Origin of the sequence: Mycobacterium ulcerans subsp. shinshuense (assembly GCF_002355775.1) — a bacterium.
Lineage (GTDB): Bacteria > Actinomycetota > Actinomycetes > Mycobacteriales > Mycobacteriaceae > Mycobacterium > Mycobacterium marinum.
The window spans coordinates 652,039-671,843 of the sequence record NZ_AP017624.1; the positions used below are offsets into that span (position 1 = coordinate 652,039).

General features: G+C 65.8%; 19 protein-coding genes and 3 pseudogenes. 11 read left to right on the forward strand and 11 right to left on the reverse strand.

Annotation, left to right across the window (positions count from 1 at the left end; genetic code table 11):
* Nucleotide 1: 1 nt before the first annotated feature.
* From SHTP_RS03085 to SHTP_RS03095, 3 genes and pseudogenes are all read right to left on the reverse strand, one after another.
* Nucleotides 2–1,216 (reverse strand): amidohydrolase family protein, encoded by a 1,215-nt coding sequence (locus tag SHTP_RS03085; protein WP_096369728.1) that lies wholly within the window; start codon nt 1,214–1,216, stop codon nt 2–4.
* Between the two features lie 2 nt (nt 1,217–1,218).
* A pseudogene (locus SHTP_RS03090) lies at nt 1,219–2,033 on the reverse strand (acetoacetate decarboxylase family protein).
* The gene (locus SHTP_RS03095) at nt 2,030–2,968 is read right to left on the reverse strand and encodes an SDR family oxidoreductase (RefSeq protein WP_096372293.1); all 939 of its coding nucleotides are present in this window, start codon (nt 2,966–2,968) and stop codon (nt 2,030–2,032) included. Before SHTP_RS03095 ends, SHTP_RS03090 begins: the two are co-directional and overlap by 4 nt.
* A 187-nt stretch (nt 2,969–3,155) precedes the next feature.
* Between SHTP_RS03095 and SHTP_RS03100 the strand changes: the two genes are divergently transcribed.
* From SHTP_RS03100 to fni, 6 genes and pseudogenes are all read left to right on the forward strand, one after another.
* A complete protein-coding gene (locus tag SHTP_RS03100; RefSeq protein WP_231991272.1) occupies nt 3,156–3,590 on the forward strand; it encodes an AAA family ATPase in 435 nt (144 codons plus the stop codon).
* 363 nt (nt 3,591–3,953) lie between these two features.
* On the forward strand, nt 3,954–4,148 hold the full coding sequence (locus SHTP_RS03105; RefSeq protein ID WP_231991697.1) for a hypothetical protein: 195 nt from the start codon (nt 3,954–3,956) through the stop codon (nt 4,146–4,148).
* A gap of 43 nt (nt 4,149–4,191) precedes the next feature.
* Nucleotides 4,192–5,674: pseudogene (locus tag SHTP_RS03110) on the forward strand (amino acid permease).
* An 81-nt stretch (nt 5,675–5,755) separates the two neighbouring features.
* Entirely contained in the window at nt 5,756–6,358 is a 603-nt protein-coding gene (locus tag SHTP_RS03115) for a helix-turn-helix domain-containing protein (RefSeq protein ID WP_012396350.1), read from the forward strand.
* Nucleotides 6,352–7,059, forward strand: coding sequence for an RES family NAD+ phosphorylase (locus SHTP_RS03120; RefSeq protein ID WP_096369730.1), 708 nt, complete (start codon nt 6,352–6,354; stop codon nt 7,057–7,059). Before SHTP_RS03115 ends, SHTP_RS03120 begins: the two co-directional genes overlap by 7 nt.
* Before the next feature lie 114 nt (nt 7,060–7,173).
* Nucleotides 7,174–8,220, forward strand: a complete 1,047-nt coding sequence (fni, locus tag SHTP_RS03125; RefSeq protein WP_096369731.1) for a type 2 isopentenyl-diphosphate Delta-isomerase — start codon at nt 7,174–7,176, stop codon at nt 8,218–8,220.
* 9 nt (nt 8,221–8,229) lie between these two features.
* On the opposite strand, the gene SHTP_RS03130 is transcribed toward fni, so the two are convergent.
* From SHTP_RS03130 to SHTP_RS03165, 7 genes and pseudogenes are all read right to left on the reverse strand, one after another.
* Entirely contained in the window at nt 8,230–8,781 is a 552-nt protein-coding gene (locus SHTP_RS03130) for a MarR family winged helix-turn-helix transcriptional regulator (RefSeq protein WP_015357231.1), read from the reverse strand.
* A gap of 45 nt (nt 8,782–8,826) precedes the next feature.
* The gene (locus SHTP_RS03135) at nt 8,827–11,136 is read right to left on the reverse strand and encodes an MMPL family transporter (RefSeq protein ID WP_096369732.1); all 2,310 of its coding nucleotides are present in this window, start codon (nt 11,134–11,136) and stop codon (nt 8,827–8,829) included.
* Nucleotides 11,130–11,504, reverse strand: a complete 375-nt coding sequence (locus tag SHTP_RS03140) for a lycopene cyclase domain-containing protein (protein WP_096369733.1) — start codon at nt 11,502–11,504, stop codon at nt 11,130–11,132. Before SHTP_RS03140 ends, SHTP_RS03135 begins: the two co-directional genes overlap by 7 nt.
* A complete protein-coding gene (locus tag SHTP_RS03145) occupies nt 11,501–11,824 on the reverse strand; it encodes a lycopene cyclase domain-containing protein (protein ID WP_096369734.1) in 324 nt (107 codons plus the stop codon). Before SHTP_RS03145 ends, SHTP_RS03140 begins: the two co-directional genes overlap by 4 nt.
* Nucleotides 11,821–12,780 carry a phytoene/squalene synthase family protein gene (locus SHTP_RS03150; protein WP_096369735.1) on the reverse strand — a complete coding sequence of 320 codons (960 nt, stop codon included), beginning with the start codon at nt 12,778–12,780 and terminating at the stop codon, nt 11,821–11,823. Before SHTP_RS03150 ends, SHTP_RS03145 begins: the two co-directional genes overlap by 4 nt.
* Nucleotides 12,777–14,306: a phytoene desaturase family protein gene (gene crtI, locus SHTP_RS03155; protein ID WP_096369736.1), complete on the reverse strand. Its 1,530-nt coding sequence runs from the start codon at nt 14,304–14,306 to the stop codon at nt 12,777–12,779. Before crtI ends, SHTP_RS03150 begins: the two co-directional genes overlap by 4 nt.
* Nucleotides 14,307–14,330: 24 nt before the next feature.
* Nucleotides 14,331–15,485, reverse strand: a pseudogene (locus tag SHTP_RS03165) (polyprenyl synthetase family protein).
* A 385-nt stretch (nt 15,486–15,870) separates the two neighbouring features.
* Here SHTP_RS03165 and SHTP_RS03170 point away from each other — a divergent pair.
* Entirely contained in the window at nt 15,871–16,203 is a 333-nt protein-coding gene (locus tag SHTP_RS03170; RefSeq protein WP_096372294.1) for a hypothetical protein, read from the forward strand.
* Nucleotides 16,200–16,532, forward strand: coding sequence for a hypothetical protein (locus SHTP_RS03175; protein WP_231991698.1), 333 nt, complete (start codon nt 16,200–16,202; stop codon nt 16,530–16,532). Before SHTP_RS03170 ends, SHTP_RS03175 begins: the two co-directional genes overlap by 4 nt.
* Here the strand turns inward: SHTP_RS03175 and SHTP_RS03180 are convergent.
* Nucleotides 16,510–17,364: a cellulose-binding domain-containing protein gene (locus tag SHTP_RS03180; RefSeq protein ID WP_096369739.1), complete on the reverse strand. Its 855-nt coding sequence runs from the start codon at nt 17,362–17,364 to the stop codon at nt 16,510–16,512. The genes SHTP_RS03175 and SHTP_RS03180 overlap by 23 nt on opposite strands.
* A 312-nt stretch (nt 17,365–17,676) precedes the next feature.
* On the opposite strand from SHTP_RS03180, the gene SHTP_RS28375 reads away from it, so the two are divergent.
* The 3 genes from SHTP_RS28375 (at nt 17,677) to SHTP_RS03195 (ending at nt 19,733) form a co-directional block, all read left to right on the forward strand.
* Nucleotides 17,677–17,979, forward strand: coding sequence for a hypothetical protein (locus tag SHTP_RS28375; RefSeq protein WP_096369740.1), 303 nt, complete (start codon nt 17,677–17,679; stop codon nt 17,977–17,979).
* Nucleotides 17,980–18,050: 71 nt separating this feature from the next.
* Nucleotides 18,051–18,860 (forward strand): M15 family metallopeptidase, encoded by an 810-nt coding sequence (locus tag SHTP_RS03190; protein WP_197706214.1) that lies wholly within the window; start codon nt 18,051–18,053, stop codon nt 18,858–18,860.
* Between the two features lie 60 nt (nt 18,861–18,920).
* Entirely contained in the window at nt 18,921–19,733 is an 813-nt protein-coding gene (locus SHTP_RS03195) for a class I SAM-dependent methyltransferase (RefSeq protein ID WP_096369741.1), read from the forward strand.
* The last annotated feature ends 72 nt before the right edge of the window (nt 19,734–19,805 follow it).

The following is a 19,805-nucleotide window of genomic DNA, read 5'->3' on the forward strand; positions in this document are numbered from 1 at the left end:
GCTACCAGGCGCGGATGGGGTCGGGCTCGAACGCGGTGCTGCTCGCGTCGGCGGGGATGGCTGCCAGTGGCTCGGCGACTTCGGTGACGGTTGGGCCGATGCGGGCGGCCAGCGGCGCGAGGGCCTGCAGATCGAAGCCGTAGACGGCCGCCGCATTCCCGCCCACCATGGCCGCCACCTCGTCGGGGTCGACGTCGCTGAAGGTGTGGCGCAGCGCTTCCCGGCTGTAGGGAGCGGTCCCTTCCATGTGCGGGTAGTCGCTGCCCCACATGATGCGGTCGACACCGATTCGGTGGCGCTGTGCACATTCGACCGGGCGCAGGAAGCTGGCGCCGACGTAGCACTGGCGGGCCCAGTACTGGCTGGGCTGCAGCGGCAGCGAGCCGGCGGTGGGCCCGGCGAAGCGGGCGATGGCCGAATTGGGCCGCCGGTAACGGGCTGCCGCCACGTCCAGTGAGTCGAGGGTCGCCGGTATCCACCCGGTGCCTTGCTCGGTCAGGACCACGGTGAGATCCGGATAGCGATCGAGCACGCCGCTGAAGATCAGGTGCCAGAGCGCGCGATGTGCCCACCAGTGCGACTCGTACACCCACACCGCCAGCGAGCTACCCCATCCGTCGATCGGGCTGGGTCCGGCATTGCCGCCGTGGTGGTTGATCACCAGGCCCGCCTGCGCGCACGCCGCCCAGAGCGGCTCCCAGTGCTCGGCATACAGCGCGGGGATGCCGGTGCCGGGGGCAACCCCGGGCAGCAACACGCCGCCGCGCAGCCCCAGCTTGGCGATCTGTGCCACTTCGGCGACGGCCTCGTCGACGTCCCCGAGCAGGATCTGGCCCACCCCGGCGCGCCGTTTGGGGGACAACGAGCAGAAGTCCGCCAGCCAGCGATTGTGCGCACGCAGGCCGGCCCACCGCAGTTCGAGGTCCCGGGCGGTACTCGGTGGGGGAGCGGCCAAGCTGCCCTGCGGGAAGAACGGCGGCACCGTATTGGGGAAGATGACCTCTCCCGCAACGCCATCGGAGTCCAGTTCCGCGTTGCGACGATCGCTGTCCCAGTTGTGTTCGGCGTCCGGCTCGCTGAGGTCGCCGAACGGATTCACAAACGTCTTGGCCCAGTCGTCGAACTCGTCTTGGTACTTCGCCTCGAGATACTCGCGGTAGTCGAGCAGGTCCGCCCCGGCGTGGCAGTCAGCCGAAATAACCGTGTATCGGTCCATGGCTATGCCCGGGCCGGCTCAGGGCTGGGGGGCGTGGCCGGGGCTGGGGCGTCATGGGGTTCGTCATAGCGCTGGTGCACATAGGACAGCAGCCACTCCTGGGGTACCCGGGTGGCGATCCGACCCACCTGGATGGTGCGCCGGCGGCACCAGGTGATCGACCTGATCTGGCGAATCACGATGTCGGCCACGGGGTCCAGCGGAGACTCGCCGAGCTCGAGGCTGCCGTCGATGTTCTCCAGCAGCTCGTAGTGGCGGTGATATTCGCCGTAGACCAAGTGCGGGTCGGTGATGCCGTTGCCGTCGGGGGAGTGCAGGAACTTGAAGTAGAACTCGGTGTTCACCTGGTCGGGCGGCAACGGCGCGCCGCGGCTCACCTGACCGCTGACGGTGATCAGCCGATAGCCCATCCGGTCAACGGTGGCGCTGACGCGGCTACCGGCATGGTCGACCTCGATGTGGGCCAATTTCTTTGGTTCACCGAATGTTTCGCGCCCACCGGTGACCGACTGTTCGGTGGACTGGGGCATGAAAAGGGGGTAATCGCCCTGCAGGTCGCCGTGCCGGCGGTCACCGCAAACACCGCCGACCCGAATGGCGGGCGACCCGCTATCTGGACCCGCTGCAGCTGGACCCGCACCAGCGGTTCGTCGGCCGGCTGCAGCGGTTTGGGCAGCACGGCCGCGACGATCTGCGGATCGGTGAGGTAGGTGACGGTCACCGCCTCGGTGGCGATGGGTGCCTTGGTGGCATCGATCTCATGGTCGACTTGCGTTTCGGGTGGGCGGGGACCATAGCGAACTGCGTTGGTAATCAACGCCTTCCTCCTTCGGTTTCCGGCTCCTTGGCGGCGTTGCGGCCGAGCACATCCACCAGGTAGTCGGGGTCGGCGCGGGCCACGATCGATGCCGCCTTGCGGGTGACCACCTCATCGGCCGGTGTGGGCGGGCCCATCATCCAGAACCGGTCGGCTCGTATTCCCTCCACCACTTGGTCGGCGACCGCGGCGAGCGGGGTGAACTCGACGCGGGCGCCGGCGGCCTCGAAGCGACCCACGACGTCGGCCAGGGTGTGCTCGGGGGTGCGGCGCGTCTGGGTCGCGGCGTAGCGCTGTGGCCGGTGCCGCCATGACTCCCAGATGCCGGTGTTGAGGAAACCGCCGGGGAAAAGGGCATGCGCCCGCACCCGCGTCCCGGTCATCTCCAGGTGGGTGTAGAGGCTCTCGGTCAGGCAGAGCACGGCGGCCTTGGTCATCGGATAGACCGCCATGGCCGGCCCGCCCATGGCCCCCCGGGCGATCGGCGCGAACCCGCCGTTGCCCGAGCAGGTGTTCACCACGTGTCCCTCGCCGCGCTCGAGCAGGATGGGCACGAAGGCTTTGATGCCGTGGATGACGCCCACGACGTTGACATCTATCCCCCAGTGCCAGTCGGCTAGGTCGTGTTCCCACATGTAGCCCTCGGAGACCCCGCCGGTGCCGGCGTTGTTGCACACCACGTGCACCGCGCCGAATCGGTGCAACGTCTCCTTGGCCAACGCCTCGACCGAGGAATAGTCGGTAACGTCGGTAACCACGCCGACCGCCTCGATGCCCTCGTCTGTGAGTGCGCGGGTCGCCCGGTCCAGCGGTTCGGCGAGGACGTCGGCGAGCACCACCTTCATGCCTTCCATGCCGAAGCGCTTCCCCAGGGCTCGGACTATGCCTCCGGCCCCGCCGGTCACCACGGCCACCTTGCCTTGAAGGTCCTGCATCGAGGCATCCACTGAGGCATCCATTGAGGCAATCGTCACATCTTGCAGATGTTGCCTCAAGGGGTTGAATCGGGAACGTTTCCGGCTCCGGCCGCGGGGTCTCCCGTCCACGCCACCACCCCATCGGGTCGCGTCGAGCCGCGCCCGCGGCGATTACCGTCCACCGACACCGAGGAAACCAACGAAATTGACCCGCCGATACATTCTCACCGGCACGCCTGGAGCGGGTAAGACGTCGATCTTGCGGCGGCTCGCACAGCTCGGACACGCCGTCGTGGCGGAGGCCGCCACCGATGTCATCCTCGGTCGGCAGGCGCGCGGCGAAGACGCACCCTGGACGGGTGCGACCAAAGCGTCGTTTATCGACGAGGTTGTCGAGACACAGCGCCGGCGCCAAGTTGCGGCCGACCCGACGGGCCCCGGCGTTTGCTTCTTTGACCGCTCGCCGGTGTGCACCCACGCGCTCGCCGTCTATCTCGGGCTGCCCGTTTGCGCGGCGCTGACGGCCGAGCTTGACCGGATTGCCGCCGAGCACACCTATCAGCGGCAGGTCTTTTTCGTCCGGAACTTGGGCTTCTGCCAACTCACCACGACCCGCCGAATCGACATGGCGGAGGCGTAGAGGTTCGAACGAATCCACGAAGACAGCTACCGCGAATTCGGTTATCAACTCATCGATATTCCGGCCGACCGGCTCGACCGTCGGGTCGCGACGATCAGCCGGATGATCTCGCCGCTCGCGCCGTGACCACCCCGCGACCGCGGCGGGCCGGGACACGACGCAACTGATCGGTGGCCATTGTCGCGGCAAAGGCGCAGCGGATTGGTCTTATAGCACAAGGGGTGGGTTGGCGGGTCGGTCGCCCAACAGGACATGATCGTCCACACCGTGTTTACTTAGTCCACATTCGTTCGCCACCCGACGAGGTTTTTATCCATGCGCTTTGTTGATTTCAAGGCCAAGACGCCGCTTATCGGAATGTCGATGGTCTTTGGTGCCATGGCACTTGTCGCGGTTACCGCATACCTGCACGTAGGTTGGTATTCGATCATCGGCTATGCGATCGCCGCCGCGGTGGCGGCGTTCGGCTTCATCTTTACGTTTCGTGATATTCCGACACCACCACACACTCCGGGCCTGGACGATCCCGCGGGCTCGGAACCTGCCCCCGGCGGCTGATCCCCACAGCCAGCGACCGAACTGGGAAAGAGGCATCTGAGCGTTGAGAACCCCGTCGAGCCCGACCCATCCCGATGACATCGCTCTCGCGAGCGAAGATGCCGGCTATCACAAGAGCCTTAAGCCGCGGCAGCTACAGATGATCGCGATCGGCGGTGCGATTGGCACCGGCCTGTTCCTTGGCGCCGGTGGACGGCTGGCCAGCGCCGGTCCGGCACTGTTTCTGGTCTACGCGGTCTGTGGAGTGTTCGCCTTCCTGATCTTGCGGGCGTTGGGTGAACTCGTGCTGCACCGGCCGTCGTCGGGCTCGTTTGTCTCCTATGTGCGCGAATTCTTCGGCGAAAAGGCGGCCTATGTCGCCGGCTGGATGTATTTCCTGAACTGGGCGATGACCTCGATTGTCGACTCGACAGCGATCGCCACCTACTTCCATTTCTGGCGGGTGTTCGAGGGCATCCCGCAGTGGGCGCTGGCGTTGTTCGCGCTGGGTATCGCGTTGAGCATGAACCTGATTTCGGTGACCCTGTTCGGTGAGATCGAGTTCTGGGCGGCCCTGATCAAGGTGGTGTCGCTGCTGACTTTCCTGGTCGTGGGCATCATATTCCTGGCCGGCCGTTACCCCGTCGATGGTCATTCCACCGGTCTCGGCCTGCTCGCCCACGGCGGCGGACTCTTCCCGTACGGCCTGCTGCCGCTGGTCGTCGTCACCTCGGGCGTGGTCTTCGCCTATGCGGCGGTCGAGCTGGTCGGCACGGCAGCGGGGGAGACGGCGGAGCCGGAGAAGGTGATGCCGCGTGCCATCAACTCGGTGATCGCGCGTATTGCCCTGTTCTACGTTGGATCGCTGTTCTTACTCGGCCTGCTGCTCCCTACACCGACTACAAGGCCGGTGAGAGCCCGTTTGTCACCTTCTTCGACAAGATCGGGGTCACCGGCGCCGGCTCGATCATGAACGTGGTGGTGATGACCGCGGCGTTCTCCAGCCTCAACGCGGGTTTGTATTCGACCGGGCGCATCCTGCGGTCGATGGCGATGAACGGCAGTGCCCCGAGTTTCACCGCACGGATGTCGCAACGAGGAGTTCCCTACGGCGGGATCTGTCTGACGGCTGCCATCGGCCTGATCGGGGTGCTGCTCAACGGCGTCGTGCCCGAGATGGCTTTCGAGATCGTCCTCAATATCGCGGCGCTGGGCATCCTCGCGTCCTGGGCAACCATCGTGTGCTGCCAGATCCAGCTGTTCCGCTGGTCGAAGCAGGGCATCGTGTACCGGCCGTCGTTTCGGATGTGGGGCGCGCCCTACACCGGTTATCTCACCTTGTGTTCCTGTTCGCGGTGCTGGTTCTGATGGGGTTCTCCTACCCAATCGACACCTGGACGGTGGCGACCCTGGGACTGATCATTCCGATGCTGATCGGCGGTTGGTTCCTGGTCCGCGACCGCGTGCTGGAGATTGCGCGCAGACGTATCGGCTATATCGGTGAATTTCCCGTGGTTGCCAATCCGGGGCCGATGGACAAGAAATAGCGGAATCCGGCGGTGACTGCCGGGCCCGATCGGGCGCGATGAGGCCGTGTTTGCTTGGTTATCTTGGTATAACCTCGAGGTATGGTCACCCGCACCCCGACGCGTAAGGCGGCGCCGCGACGGCGTCAGCGGGCCAGCGCGTCGGCCGCACAGCTGAGTTCCGCGGTGCACGCGGTGTTGGACGCGGCGCCCGCGTCGGTCAAAGCGGGCTTTGTAGAAGCCGTCGCGGCACGGGACACGGGCGGTCTGGACGAATCGTTGTGGGGTAGTGCGCCAACCGCCAAGGAGATGAGCAGCGCTGCGCTGCAGGCATTGCAGGACGACTTCGTTGCCCGCCGAGAATTGCTGACCATGTCGCTGTCGACGGCGGAGGTTGCCGAGTTGCTCGACATCTCCAGCCAGGCCGTGCTTGACCGGATCACCGGTGGCGACCTGATCGGTCTCAAGGACGGGCGCCAGTGGCGAATACCCATGTGGCAGCTCAACGCCGGGGCACAACGCGGCTTTCTGTCGGGAATCGCCGAACTGCGACAGGCCTTTCCGGGGGGAATCGTCGCCTTGAGCAAGTGGGCCGCCACGCCGAACCCGGAACTGGGTGACATCACACCGGCCGATGCCCTGGCCGCCGGTCGCGTCGACGATGTGATCGCGGTGGTGGCGAAGTCGACCGCGGCGGCGTGGTAGCCGACCTCGGCGAACCGAATCGTCCGCTCTCAGGTGGTCGGGTCTGGACGTGGAAGTGGCCGGAAACGCTGAGCGCCCGCGGCTGGCAGTGGTGCCGGGTCTATCACCTGTCCGCGCACACCCCGGACGCCATCACCCATCGCGCCTTCGGGCCGCTGCACCGCCTCGACCACCACACGCCGCCGGCAGCTCATCCGGCGATCTGTCCCGAGGGAAGATCTGTGCTCTACGTTGCCGGCACCCTGGCCACCGCGCTGGGCGAGGTCTTTGGTGACCTGGGCGAGGCCGCCGTCTGTCCCCGGTTTCGCGTCGGGCTGTTGCGTCCGCGCACCGAGATCGTGGTGCTGGATCTGCGATCCGAGGGCGCCGCGATGCGCATTGGCGCGTTGCCGTCGCTGGCCACCGGCGCCTATCCACGGGTTCGCACTCAGGCCTGGGCACGGGCCATCTACGAAGATCAGCCGGCGCGTCGCCCGGTACACGGTGTCTACTACCACGCCGCGCACAGCAACGGTCGCGCGCTGGCGTTGTGGGACACCGATGGTGCTGTCGACCATGTGCGGACTCGCGCGCGCCAGCGCCAGGTCTTCGCGCTGGCCGACGCGGCTATCTGGCCTCGGGTTCTGGTGGCCGCCGCCGAGCTCGCGACGACCGCCGCACGGGTCGATTCCTGCCCGTTGTGTGACATTTCGGCAACTTGACCAAACCGCGCGCGGTAGGCTCTGTGACACCAGTGACGGCGTCGTTGAACCCCAAGAAGGACTCGCATTGCTTGCCGCGACGAGGATCATGATGGCGACGGCCGGTGCTGCCCGATGACCAACGACCCGGCCGAGATCTCCAGCCGTAAGCGCCGGCACATCGACGTGTGCCTCAACGACGAGGTCAACTACGTCGGCGTGACGACCGGGCTCGAACGCTACCGCCTGCCCTTCAACGCACTGACCCAAACCAGCCTCGCCGACATCGACTTGTCGGCCGAGTTTTTCGGCGCGCCATTGCGTGCCCCGGTCCTGATCGGCGCGATGACCGGCGGTGCCGAGCTGTCCGCGATGATCAACCGAAATTTGGCCACCGCCGCGCAGCGCCTCGGTATCGGAATGATGCTGGGCTCGCAGCGGATCATGCTCGACGATGCCCGCGGGCAGCGGGCGGCGTCGAGTTTCGCGGTGCGCGAGGTGGCACCCGACGTGTTGTTGATCGGCAACATCGGTCTGGCTCAGGTGACCAAGGCCGCGGTTCCCGCGGTGGCCGCCGCGCTGCGCCGGGTTGGCGCGAATGCACTTGCGGTGCACGCTAACTCACTGCAGGAAGCGATGCAGCACGGTGGTGATACCGACTTCTCCGGGTCGCTGGGCCGGCTGCGCGACGCGGCCGACCTGCTGGACTATCCGGTGCTGCTCAAGGAGGTTGGCCACGGTATCGGGGCCGGGGCCGTCGCGCAGCTGCTGTGGCTGCCCGGCGGGCTGCCGGTATCGGGTATCGACGTGGCCGGCGCCGGAGGAACCTCATGGTCGCGGGTGGAGCAGTTGGTTCGCTACGGCGAGCTGCGCTATCCGGAATTGGCTGACTGGGGTATCCCCACCGCTGAGGCGATTGTCGAGGTGCGCCAAGCGTTGCCGGCTGTCCCGCTGGTCGCCTCCGGTGGCATCCGCACCGGAATGGATGCGGCCAAAGCGATCGCCCTGGGCGCCGATGTGGTCGCGATTGCCCGCCCGTTGCTTGCGCCGGCGATCGAATCCGCCACGGCGGTGCAGGATTGGCTGCAGCTGTTCCTCGACGAACTCCGAGTCTGCCTGCACTGTTGCGGTGCGCCGGATCTCACGTCGCTGCGCGACATCGGTGTGACAGCCATCCGGTAGCCGAGCGGTTTAGGGGCTTTCCGCCTGCGCCGGCGTTTTGCGGGGGCGCCCCGATGTCGGCGCGGGCGACTCGTAGAGCTCCTTTTCGAAGGTCTCCATCCCGTCCATCATCGCCGTCAACACCCGGTGTGCGGCCCGCAGATCGCGGTCGGACAGATCAGCCATCGCCTCGCGCATGTGGTCGCCGAGCGGCATGAAAAACTTGTGTGCGAGCTCCAGGCTGCTTTGCTCGAAGCGAAGGTGTGATTTGCGCCGGTCGTCCGGATCGGCTTCGCGGCGGATGTGCCCGGCATGGATCATCCGATCGGCAAGATAGGTGATCGCAGCGGCCGAGACGTCCAATCGCTGGCTGAGCTGGGCCGGTGTCACGGGTGTCCCCGCGGTCTCGGCGACCATGATGTGCAGCAACGCCTGGAAGTCGCCGTGGCTGAGATCGTTGTGTCGGGCGTAGTAGCGGCCGACACGGTCAGAATGAGCGGTGATTGAGCGCAGATCAGCCGATAACAGCCGCTCCAGCTCGGCTCGACTCGGCTGTCGATTCACAGCGACGCGCTTGGTCACCTGCCTGCATCCTTTTCGGGCGATAGAGCGACTAGCTTATCGCCCCTATCGCGGCGACCGGTGCACGTGGTCGTCGACGCGGCGATTGCTGTAGAATTTGCTGGAGTTGCCGCCGACGGCACCGTCGCTGGGGCCGGTTTGGCCCGCGGATCGGTCGGCACCGCTGCGGCTGTGCCACCGTTCCAGTGGTTTGGGTGCCCACCAGTTCAATCCGCCAAACACATGCATGAACGCGGGCACCAGCAGCACCCGCACCAATGTGGCGTCGACCAGCACCGCAATGGTCAGACCCACCCCGAACATCCGCATGAAAGACACCTCTGCGGAAATCAGGCCGGCAAACGAGATCGACATCAGCAACGCCGCGGCGGTGATGATCCGGCCGGTGTGGGCCAGGCCCAGAGCGATGCTCTCATCGTTGTCGGCGCTTTGTTGAGGTGATCCAAGCCAGAACTCGCGGATGCGGGACAGCAGGAAGACTTCGTAATCCATCGACAAGCCGAAGGCGATGCAGAACATCAGCACCGGGATATTGGCGACCAACGTGCCGGTTGGTGTGGTACCCAGCGCGCCCAGATGGCTGTCCTGAAAGATCCAGACCAGGGCGCCGAAAGCCGCTGTAAGCGAGAGCATGTTGAGCACCACCGCCTTGATCGGTAGCAGCACACTGCCGGTGAGCAGGAACAGCAGCACCAGTGTCACGATCGCGATGAAGCCGAACACCATGGGTAGCCGCGAGGTAATCCCATTGACGGAGTCGCGGTTCATCTGTGCGACGCCGGTCATTTGCACCGCGGTGTCGCCGGGCAGCGCCACGGCGTGCAGACGATCCAGCTGGTTCGCCGAGGCCTTGGTGTACAGCGGCGCGGTGCTCTCCACGGTCAGGTACGCGCTGCCGGCGGCCATCGCGGTCGGTGCGGAGGGCGGGCCCCGCAACTCGCCGGCAACGAAGGTGCTCGTCGGCGCCGAGACCGCCGACACATCGGATACCTCGGACAATTGGGCGGCGTAGTGATTGAGATCCGGTTTGGTCAGCCCGGCGGTGTCGGTGATGACGACGGTGACTCTGCTCGCCGAGTTCGAGCCGAAATCGCTGCGGATTCGGTCACTGACCATGCGTGCCGACGCGGACGGCGGCAGCACGCGGTCGTCCGGATAGCCCCACTTGATGTTGAGGAACGGGATTCCCAGCGCGATCAACAACACGATGATGGCCAGGCCCACCGGAATCGCGTGGCGGGTGACCAGTTTGGCCGTGCGGTACCAGAAACTCTGCGCAACGGGCCGCGGCGGCGGTTCCGGACGCCCAAGCAGCCGCCGGCCCAGTTTCCAGACGTTGAGCGCGTCGAGCCGGTCGCCGAGCAGCACGATTACCGTTGGTGCGACCACCATCGCGGCCAGGGCCGAAAACGCCACGACCGCAACCCCGGCGTAGGCGAAGGACTTCAGGAAGTACATCGGGAACAGCGCCATCGCGACGAGCGAGAGCCCAACCGTCACCGCCGAGAACAGGACGGTGCGGCCGGCGGTTGTCATGGTGCGAACCAGGGCGTCCTCGTGGCTGCGCCCCTCGCCGAGCTCGTCACGGTACCGGCTGATGATCAGCAAGGTGTAGTCGATCGCGAGGGCCATGCCCAGGGCAACCGTGACATTTAGCGCGAAGATCGACACATCGGTCACCATCGCGACACCGCGCAGCACCGCCAGGGGCCCCAGAATGGCGAAGCCGCCCACGGCCACCGGTAGGGCCGCGGCCAGCAAGCCCCCGAACACCCACACCAGCGCGGCGAAACTGACCGGGACCGCGATGAACTCCATTCGCAGCAAGTCCTTTTCGGTCTGCTGGTTGACCTGTGCATAGACCATCGCGGACCCACCGGCCTGCACCGTCACCCCACCGCGGTCGTGCGCCAACCGCTGCGCCAGCGCCTGCGCGTGCCGGGGTGCGCTGTTTTCGTCGCCCTTGAGCGCGACCAGAATCAGCGCCGATTTCCCGTCGGCGCTGAGCATGTCCGGCGGCGGTTGCGGTGTGTCCCAAGACGATGCCACCTGCGCCACGAAGGGTGATTGCGCGAGTTGGCGCGCGATATCGGTGCCGACGATGCGCGCCGGGCCATCGCGGACACCGTCATCCGAACTCACCAGCAGCACCATCTCCATGTCGCCTCGATGGAACTTGTCGGCGAGCACCGCCGCGGCACGCGCGGATTCGGACGATGGATCCAGAAACCCCCCGGCGGCCAGGCTATTTGCCGCCGGGATGCCGAAGATGGCGGTGCCGATCATGACCAGGATTACCACCGTGATGACCCGCCGTGGCGCGGAGAGGGAGAGTCGGGCCATTCTGGTCAACATGTCTTGTCCTCGAGGCTGTGCTTCTCGTGGCAGCCCGCCTGACTCGGCGGTACGGGCTCACCGGGTTCCCGTTGTCGCTCCCACAGCAGCAGAACGGCAGTGACCATTGCGAAGCCGAACAGGAAGTCTTCAATCGGGATGTCGAACGGGAACCGCAGGCCGGTGATCTGCCGCTCGTCGTAGCTGACGATGGGAGCGCTGAGCTTGGTAAGCCAGCCGTCGACCGGAACCTGAAAGCCCAGCACTATCACCATCGATAGCCAGTAAGCGGGACGCCGGAACAACCCGGTCCGTAGTACCAACAGCTCCAGGGCGCCAACGCCGGCCACGGCCAGCACGGCCGGCACGGTGTACCCCAACCCGGTCATCGTCGGCGGAGCCGGTCGAGGATGGTGCTGACCGCGTTGAGGGTCAACAGGGCGCAGATGGGGATCACCAGAAAGAACAGGACCTCTTCGATCGGGACCTGAAACGGGACGTTCAGCCCGCTGATGTAGCGCGGATCGTAAGTCCACACCCGTGCGGCAACGGCCAACTCGTCCCAGACCAGGAATGCCGCGGCCAGCGGTAGTACCGACCGCAGCAGCCTTCGCGGGCGCCGATATACGCCGGCGCCGAACACTTCCAGCGGCGCGGTGATTGCCAGGCATGCGAGCAGCACCAGCAGGTATTGCCAGCGATCGCTCATGCGGCACCGTACTCGGAGCGATCGGGGATGGCGTCGCTGGTTCGGGCGCGCCATGCTCGTATCAGCCCGGCACCGGCCACCCGCAGACGGCGGGCGGTCCCGACGGTGGCGCGCCGGCCGAACACCGCAAAGTCGTCGCCTTCGATGCGGTCCAGGATTTCCGAATACAGCGTCAAAGCCGTCGCGACACAGGGCCGCGACCGCGGCGCCAGCAGTTGGATCCCGGCGGCGGCGAACCGGTAGGTCTCTCTGGTGATCTCGTGTTGGGCGGCCAGAGCTTCGCGTACCCGGCCATCGCTGCGCTGGTTGTGGTGACACCACATCAGCACATCCCGATCAACGCCATATGCGGCGAGTTCGTCGGCGGGCAGATAGATGCGGTTGCGGGCCAGGTCCTCGTCGACGTCGCGAATGAAGTTGGTGAGCTGAAATGCGCGTCCCAGGGCGGCCGCGTAGGGCATGGCCTCTCGTGCCGGAACGACGGTGCCCAAGATCGGGAGTAACTGTAGGCCAATGGCTTCCGCTGAACCGCGCATGTAGGTGTTGAGCGCATCCCGGTCGGGGTAGTCGGTGATGCTGAGGTCCATGCGCATCGACTCCAGGAAATCTTCGAAAAGATCGGCGCCGATGCCGTAGCGGCGTGCGGTGTGGCTGGCCGCGGCAAGTACCGGGTTATCAGGATGGTCGGCGCCGGAAAAGAACTGCTGTGCCAGCTGCTGCAGTCGCTGGGCGCGAGTGTCGGGGTCCAGCCGCGGATCGAAGGAGTCCAGAATGTCGTCGGCGTACCGGGCGAACCCGTACAGGGCGTGTACGGGTGGTCGCTGATCCGGTGCCAGCAGTCTGGTGGCCAAAAAGAAGGTGCGCCCGCTGGCGGCGTTGATTCGGCGGCTTTGCTGATAGGCCTCGCGCAACCGGGGATCACCGATCCCGGCGGCGTCCAATTCACTGCGAATCATGACAACTGTGCTTTCAGGTCGAGGTGTCGGATTGATCGGGTGGTGTTTCCCGTGATGCGGTCGGCGGCCAGCCGCCCGGAGATCAACGTCGTCGGAACGCCTACGCCAGGTACCGTCGACGAACCCGCCAGCACCGCGTTGTCGATGCCGCGCACCGTGTTCGCCGGGCGGAAGGGACCGGTTTGGCCGAACGTATGCGCCAGCGCGAACGGAGTACCTGCCGCCATGCCCTGCCGGGCCCAGTCCAGGGGAGTGACGACGTCGAGTAGTTCCACGCTGTCGCGAAAGTCCGGAAGCAGCCGGGAGGCGACGGTGTCGATCATGGATTGCGCGTAGCTACCACCGGCGCTGCCCCAATCGACCCGGCCCGCGGTCAGGTTGGGTGCCGGCGCGAGTAGATAGAGCAGATCTCGGCCCGGCGGTGCGAGGGCGGGATCGCCCGCGGTCGGTCGGGTGACCAACAACGATGGATCTCGCATCAGCCGGCCGTCGCGAATGATGTCGGTGAACGTCTGCTCCCATGCCTGTCCGAAAAGAATCGTGTGATGGGCCGCCGGCTCACTCGCGGTCGAGGCGCTGCGGCAGCCGGCGTGCACGACGACCGCCGACGGTGCCGCGCGTAGCCGGCGAAGCCGGCGGGGGGTTCGGCCCAGTAGGCGGTATGTGGTGGGCAACTCGGTGGTCAACACCACTGCATCGCAGGCAATGCGCTCGCCCCTGTCGGTGCGGACAGCGGTTATCTGCGCGTCGTCGCGCTCGAGTTCGCTTACCTGCGAACCGTAATGAAACTGCACGCGCGCGCAGGCCGCGGCGGCCGCCAGCGCGTCAGGCAGGGCACGAACCCCGCCGCGCGGAAAGAACACCCCCGATATGGTGTCCATATAGGCGATAACGGCATAGGCTGCCAGTGCATCTTGCGGCGCCACCCCGGCGTAGAGGGACTGGAAGGTGAACACCCGACGCAGCCTCGGGTCGGTGATGTGGCGCTTGACCATGCTGTCCCAGTTGCGAAATCCGCCGGCAGCCGCCAGTCGCGCCAGCTGCGGGGTGAGCAGTGATAGGGGCGAATCGAAGTTCGAGCCAATGAAGCCGGCGAATTCGATGCGGTACAGGCGGGTCAACCACTCGCGCAGCCGAAGATAACCGGTAGCTTGCTCGGGACCGGCGAAGTTCTCGATCGCCGCGACCATCCGATCCGCGTCGCAGTGCACATCGATCGAACTTCCGTCGGCGAACATGGCGGTGTAGGCCGGATCGACGGGAAGCAACTCCAGCCGATCCGAGATCGTCTCACCCACGGCCGCAAAGACCTCGTCGATAAGGTCTGGAATGGTGAGAACAGTTGGGCCGGTATCGATTCGGTATCCATCGATGTCGAGTCGGCCGGCACGTCCACCCGGCCAAGCCTCGCGTTCGACGACCGTGACGCTGCGGCCGCGGCCCGCCAGGTGTAGCGCCGTGGCCAACCCCGCTAGTCCCGCACCGATCACCACCACGTGATCGGCAGTGCCTTCAATGGTTCGCATCGCGGCTCCCTAATTCGCGTGATCTCACGTGCTGCGCTGCACGCAGGCTGCTGCCAGGTCGCCCAGCGCGGCTCGGGTTTGCTGCCCGATCGTCATGTCGGCTAATAGTGTTCGAACGCGATCGACACGGCGGTCAATCGTGTCCTCGATTCGCTGCACAGCTCCCGTCGCGGTGATCAGTCGTTTGCGGTGATCAACCGCAGCGTCGTCGAGCTCAGCCCGATGCATCAGCTAGTGAAGCTGCCGACGCGTCGGCGGATCGGCCATCTCGTAGGCGGCGACCACGACGCTGGTTGCCTTGCGTTCGCGGAGATCGTCGCCACTGGGTTTGCCGGTGATCGCCGGTGTACCAAACACTCCCAGCATGTCGTCGCGCAGTTGAAACGCTTCTCCAACGGCGTCGCCGTATCGCGCGAGCTGTTCCAGCGTGCGCTCATCGCAATCGGCCATCGCGGCTCCCATCTCGAGCGGCCGGCGCACCGTGTAGTTACCCGACTTGCGCCGCGCCACGTCCAAGACGGCATCCAGTGTCGGCAGGTTGCGGATATCGTTGGACAGGTCGCAAAGCTGGCCCACCGCGAGTTCGATGCGCATGGCGTCGTAGCGGGGCCATACCTGCCGCAGACGGCGGTCCTCGACCCCGCTTTCGCGCAGCATCTGCTCGGCCCAGACCAGGCAGATGTCTCCGAGTAGTACGGCCGCCGATTCGCCGAAACGTGCTGCGGCACCGGATAGCCCGCGCCGCTGGTGGCACCGGGCCAGCTGGACATGGACGGCTGGACTGCCTCGTCGTTGCGGGGATTGGTCCATCACGTCGTCTTGGAGGAGCGCAAAGGCGTGGAGCAGCTCCAGGCTTGCCGCGGCCGATAATGCCGCATTGTTGGGACCGGCGCCGCCCAACCAGCCCAGGTACATGAAGGTCGATCTCAGGCATTTGCCCTCGGAAACAAACCGCAGAAGTATGTCGCCGGCGACCTCCCACCCCGACCCGCCAAGCGCGCTGGCGCTGCGGTCAGAGACGAAGTCGGCGATCTGGGCCAGTTCCGCGGTGCGCAGCCGGGAGCGCCAATCTGCGTCGCCGAGGGAGACCGCGTCGCCGGTGGACGCCATTCGGCCGGAATCGGGTGAATCGACGGCTGTGGCCAAGGACAGGGTTGGTCGCTGTCTGGTCGACACCATTTCGTCAGGTTCGCTCAGCCGTTGGCCGTGGGCGCTAGAAGACACCGGAGCACACCCCTCTCGTAGGTGCAGAGTGTCTCGGGTTCATCCCTGATTGGCGATGTTGCTGCACCCAGGCTACCCGATGTGCTTCATAAACGTAATGATTAATTATATGAAGTGCGTCTGAGGTTTGGCGGCGCTGACGGCGCGGAGTTGGCCCTCGGCATGAACCGAACGTCTGATAGACAGGTATGCCGGTAGTCGCGGCGCGATGCGCCAGGTTCGAGCTGGTGCCGGCGGGTTAGGTTGCCAGCGCACGGATGCCGGCCAGGGCGGGGTTGCCGACAGTGGTGTCGCATGCCGATCGAGGAGAGTGACGCGACGCGTCAGGGGGGGGGTGCCGATGTCGTTTCTAGCTCGTATTCGTGACATGGATGCCACCGCGTGGCGGTCGGCCACCTGGTCGGCGCCGGTGGTCATTCAATTCTGTTTGCTGCTGTTGCTTGCCGCCATGTGGCTGTTGGGGAAGTGGGCATTTCCGACGGAAAGCGGGCGAAGCGAACGCACGCTGTTGCTGACCGCGACGGCCCTGGCGACGCTTGTTTCGCTGGGGGCCGGTGCGGTGTTGCTCAACTCGAGTTCCTCGCAGCGGCGCGGTATTGGCTTAGGCGTCACCGGCGCCGCCGGGGTTGTCCTGATCGGCGGCATCGCCTTCGCCTTCTTGGTGTTGCGTTGACCGGGGCGACCGGCCGTTATGGACCGATCAGCTTCGCGGTGGCGCTGGCCCACATCCTGGTGGTGGAGTTCGCGACCTGGCTTTGTGTTCTCTCAGTTCCGCCGCTGGCGGTCTTCGTACTCCTCGTGTCGCTGATCTACCTGTCGATTTCCTCCGTTGTTGCCAAGAGCCCGGGCAAACTCGGTCAGGTTGGGCGGGGGGATGCTGATTGGCACCGTAGCGGCGCCGCTGTCGCTTGCGATCCTTATCGCGGCCATTCTGGTGGCTCGTCTCTTCCCGGCCGGTTAGCGCCCGCGACCGGCGTCGTCAGTGGCGCACGCTGGCGGTAGGGGCCGGACCGTCGCCGCAAGATTCGCCGTTGAGCTGACAATTCGCAGGCGCCGAATACGTGCTGGTCTGGGCGGCCTGGAAACCGACGGTGACCGAGCTGCCGGGGGCGATGGTGGTGTTGTAGGACTCCGGTGTCAGGACGTAGTGCGTGCCGGTCTTGGAGAGTTTGCTGCTCCACGCTCGGGTGACGGATTCGTCTGCGGGCAGATCGAATTCGAGCTTCCAGCCATCCAGGGCTGTGGACCCGGTATTGGCGATTTCGTAGTTGGCGACAAAGCCGGTATTCCATTGTGAGATCACCGCCAGTGTTGCCGCCGCATCGTCGGCGGACGGGGGTGGCGGCGCGCTGGCCGGCGCGGTGGTCGGTGTGGGCGCGGTGGCTGTGGCCGGCGCTAGGTCCGGCGCACTGGTGCAGGACTCGCCGTTGAGCACACAGTTCTGTGGGGCCGAGAATTCGCCGTCTAGCGTGGCCTGAAAGCCAATACTGATGGAGTGGTCCGGCGCGATGGTGCGGTTGTACTCTTCGGGTGTTAGGACGTAATGCGTTCCCGATTGGGCCAGCTTGCTGCTCCACGAATTTGTTACAGATTCCTCGGCGGGCAGGTCGAATTCGAGCTTCCAGTCCGCCAACTCGGTCGTGCCGGGATTGGCGATCCGGTAGTTGGCGACGAAGCCGGTGTCCCATTGTGACGTCACCGCCAGCGTTGCGGTTATCGCTGCCGCGTGTGCGGTGGGGGTGGCGAGAAAAGCGGAGCAGACCAGGACAAATGCCGCGACGACAGCGTGAAGCGCGGGGCGCCGGTGGCGCTCGTTGCGATTCTCGTCGGACACCGCGCCAACGGTATAGTTCGATTAGCAACATATGTAATGGCGGTGTTTGAAAGCTGCGGTATCTTCGCCCAACCGAAACCCCGGCGAAATCTTGCGCCTTTGTTGTTGGCTGGCTGGCTGGCGGCGTGCGATGTCCGTTGGCTCGAAGACACTGGATCCAAGAGTTTTCGGTGACTTTCTGCTCTTGTCCCCCGTGATGGCTGGTTGAGGATTGAATGGTGGTGTCGACAGCTCGACCGCGACCGACAAGTCCGCTGACGCGCCCGACATGTCGACATTCCCAGCCCGCTCAACAATCACAAGGAGAAAGAGATGAACGCGATAGCGCACCGGCAGCACGCGGGGCACGACCATTCGCATGGCGACGGTTGCGGACATGTCGCGATTCCGCATGGTGATCACGTCGACTATCTGCACGACGGTCATCTGCACCGGCGCCACGGCGATCACTTTGACGAATGTGAATCCGGCGACGGCCACTGCGTGTATGACGGGCACGATCACACTCACGGCGATGGCTGCGGCCACGTCGCCGTTCCCCACGGCGATCACGTCGACTACATCCATGACGGATGCCGGCATGCCGCCCACGATGGGCACTACGACGAACATTGATCGGCCGCTGATCGCCGAACACCGTCGGCGATAAACGTGAGAACGGGCTGACCCGACGTAGCCTCGGTGCGGTGAGCAGTATTGCCGATGCACTCCATAGCGGCCCATTGCGAAGGGTTGGCGCCGCCGCTGCCCTCGTCGCCTGCGGTATCACCGCCGCGCCGTCGGGTGTGTGGACGAGTCCCGGCGGGTCATCGATCCCATCGCCTCCGGTGGTCACCTCGGCCGTGCGGGCCGTCGCGACAACGGCCAGCGTGCCGCCCGGGTCCGTCCCACCGGTCAGTGCCGCCGCGGCTGCGGCCGGCCTTGTCGATGTGCGCAGTGTCGTTCCCGACGCCATCATCGACCTGCGCTACGCGACCACCAATAACTTCACCCGCACGCAGCTGTATCCCGCCGATGCCCGATGTCTGGTGCACGAATCGATGGCGCCGGGGTTGACGGCCGCCACGGCGGCGCTGCGCCCGCAAGGGCAGGCGCTGGTGTTCTGGGACTGCTACCGACCGCACGATGTCCAGGTCAAGATGTTCCAGGTGGTCCCGAACCCGGCCTGGGTGGCGCGTCCGGGTCAATACGCCCGCAGCCACGAGGCGGGCCGCTCGGTTGACGTGACCTATGCCAGCGTGTCGCCACAATGCCCGCCCCAGCGGCAGATCAGCGGAATCTGCCTGGCCGACATGGGCACCGACTTCGATGACTTCTCGGCGCGGGCCAAGGCATTCGCCACCGAAGGGGTTAGTGAGGCGGCCCAAGCCGGCCGTAAACGGCTGCGCGACGCGATGAACTACGGCGGGTTGAGCGTGTACTCCGGTGAGTGGTGGCACTTCGATGGCCCGGGGGCGGGGGTCGACCGGCCGATCCTCAATGCTCCGGTCGACTGACTGTCTCATATAATGAGATGGCTGTCTCACTTTTTGATTTAGGCGGGTAGGCTCCGGTTCATGAACGACGAACGCCGAGCCGTCTATACCCATGGGCATCACGAGTCGGTGCTGCGTGGGCACCGTCAGCGCACGGTGGCCAACTCCGCCGGCTACCTATCGCCGCATCTTCGTGCGGGATTGTCCGTGCTCGACATCGGTTGCGGCCCCGGGACTATCACCGTCGACCTCGCGGCGCGCGTGGCGCCCGCTACGGTGACGGCGGTGGAGCCCACCGATGCGGCGCTGAACGTGGCCCGTGCCGAGGCGCAGCGATGCGACGTGTCCAATGTCGCGTTCGTGACCTCCGATGTGCATGCCCTGGACTTTCCCGATGACGTGTTCGACGTAGTCCATGCCCACCAGGTGCTGCAGCACGTGGCCGATCCGGTGCAGGCGCTGCGGGAGATGAAGCGCGTCGGTGCGCCCGGCGGGTTGGTCGCCGCGCGTGACGCCGACTACGCGGGGTTCATCTGGTACCCGCAACTTCCGGCCCTGGACCATTGGCTACAGCTCTATCAGCGGGCGGCGCGTGCCAACGGCGGTGAGCCCGATGCCGGCCGGCGGCTGCTGTCGTGGGCTTGTCAGGCGGGCTTTGCTGACATCACGCCGACCGGCAGCATGTGGTGCTACGCGACCGACGAGATGCGTGCCTGGTGGGGCGGAATGTGGGCCGATCGGATTCTGCGTTCGGATCTGTCTGCCCAACTGCTGGGCTCCGGGATGGCCAGCGCCGCAGATCTGGAGGCGATTTCGCAGGCTTGGCGCGACTGGGCCGCGGCACCGGATGGTTGCCTGGGGATTCCCAACGGCGAAATTCTCTGCCGGGTGTAGCCGCCGCGCCCCGTCGAAGCCGCGCACCCCGGCCGGCTCTGGAACCCCCCTCGCTCTGAGCCCGTTTATGCT

Excerpts from the sequence above, each read along its gene's own strand:
- SHTP_RS03095 (WP_096372293.1), bottom strand. The coding sequence starts at position 2,968 with ATGCAGGACCTTCAAGGCAAGGTGGCCGTGGTGACCGGCGGGGCCGGA.
- SHTP_RS03140 (WP_096369733.1), bottom strand. The coding sequence starts at position 11,504 with ATGACCGGGTTGGGGTACACCGTGCCGGCCGTGCTGGCCGTGGCCGGC.
- SHTP_RS03105 (WP_231991697.1), top strand. The coding sequence starts at position 3,954 with ATGGTCTTTGGTGCCATGGCACTTGTCGCGGTTACCGCATACCTGCAC.
- SHTP_RS03115 (WP_012396350.1), top strand. The coding sequence starts at position 5,756 with ATGGTCACCCGCACCCCGACGCGTAAGGCGGCGCCGCGACGGCGTCAG.
- SHTP_RS03135 (WP_096369732.1), bottom strand. The coding sequence starts at position 11,136 with ATGTTGACCAGAATGGCCCGACTCTCCCTCTCCGCGCCACGGCGGGTC.
- SHTP_RS28375 (WP_096369740.1), top strand. The coding sequence starts at position 17,677 with ATGAACGCGATAGCGCACCGGCAGCACGCGGGGCACGACCATTCGCAT.
- SHTP_RS03145 (WP_096369734.1), bottom strand. The coding sequence starts at position 11,824 with ATGAGCGATCGCTGGCAATACCTGCTGGTGCTGCTCGCATGCCTGGCA.
- crtI (WP_096369736.1), bottom strand. The coding sequence starts at position 14,306 with ATGCGAACCATTGAAGGCACTGCCGATCACGTGGTGGTGATCGGTGCG.
- SHTP_RS03150 (WP_096369735.1), bottom strand. The coding sequence starts at position 12,780 with ATGATTCGCAGTGAATTGGACGCCGCCGGGATCGGTGATCCCCGGTTG.
- SHTP_RS03195 (WP_096369741.1), top strand. The coding sequence starts at position 18,921 with ATGAACGACGAACGCCGAGCCGTCTATACCCATGGGCATCACGAGTCG.
- SHTP_RS03170 (WP_096372294.1), top strand. The coding sequence starts at position 15,871 with ATGTCGTTTCTAGCTCGTATTCGTGACATGGATGCCACCGCGTGGCGG.
- fni (WP_096369731.1), top strand. The coding sequence starts at position 7,174 with ATGACCAACGACCCGGCCGAGATCTCCAGCCGTAAGCGCCGGCACATC.
- SHTP_RS03085 (WP_096369728.1), bottom strand. The coding sequence starts at position 1,216 with ATGGACCGATACACGGTTATTTCGGCTGACTGCCACGCCGGGGCGGAC.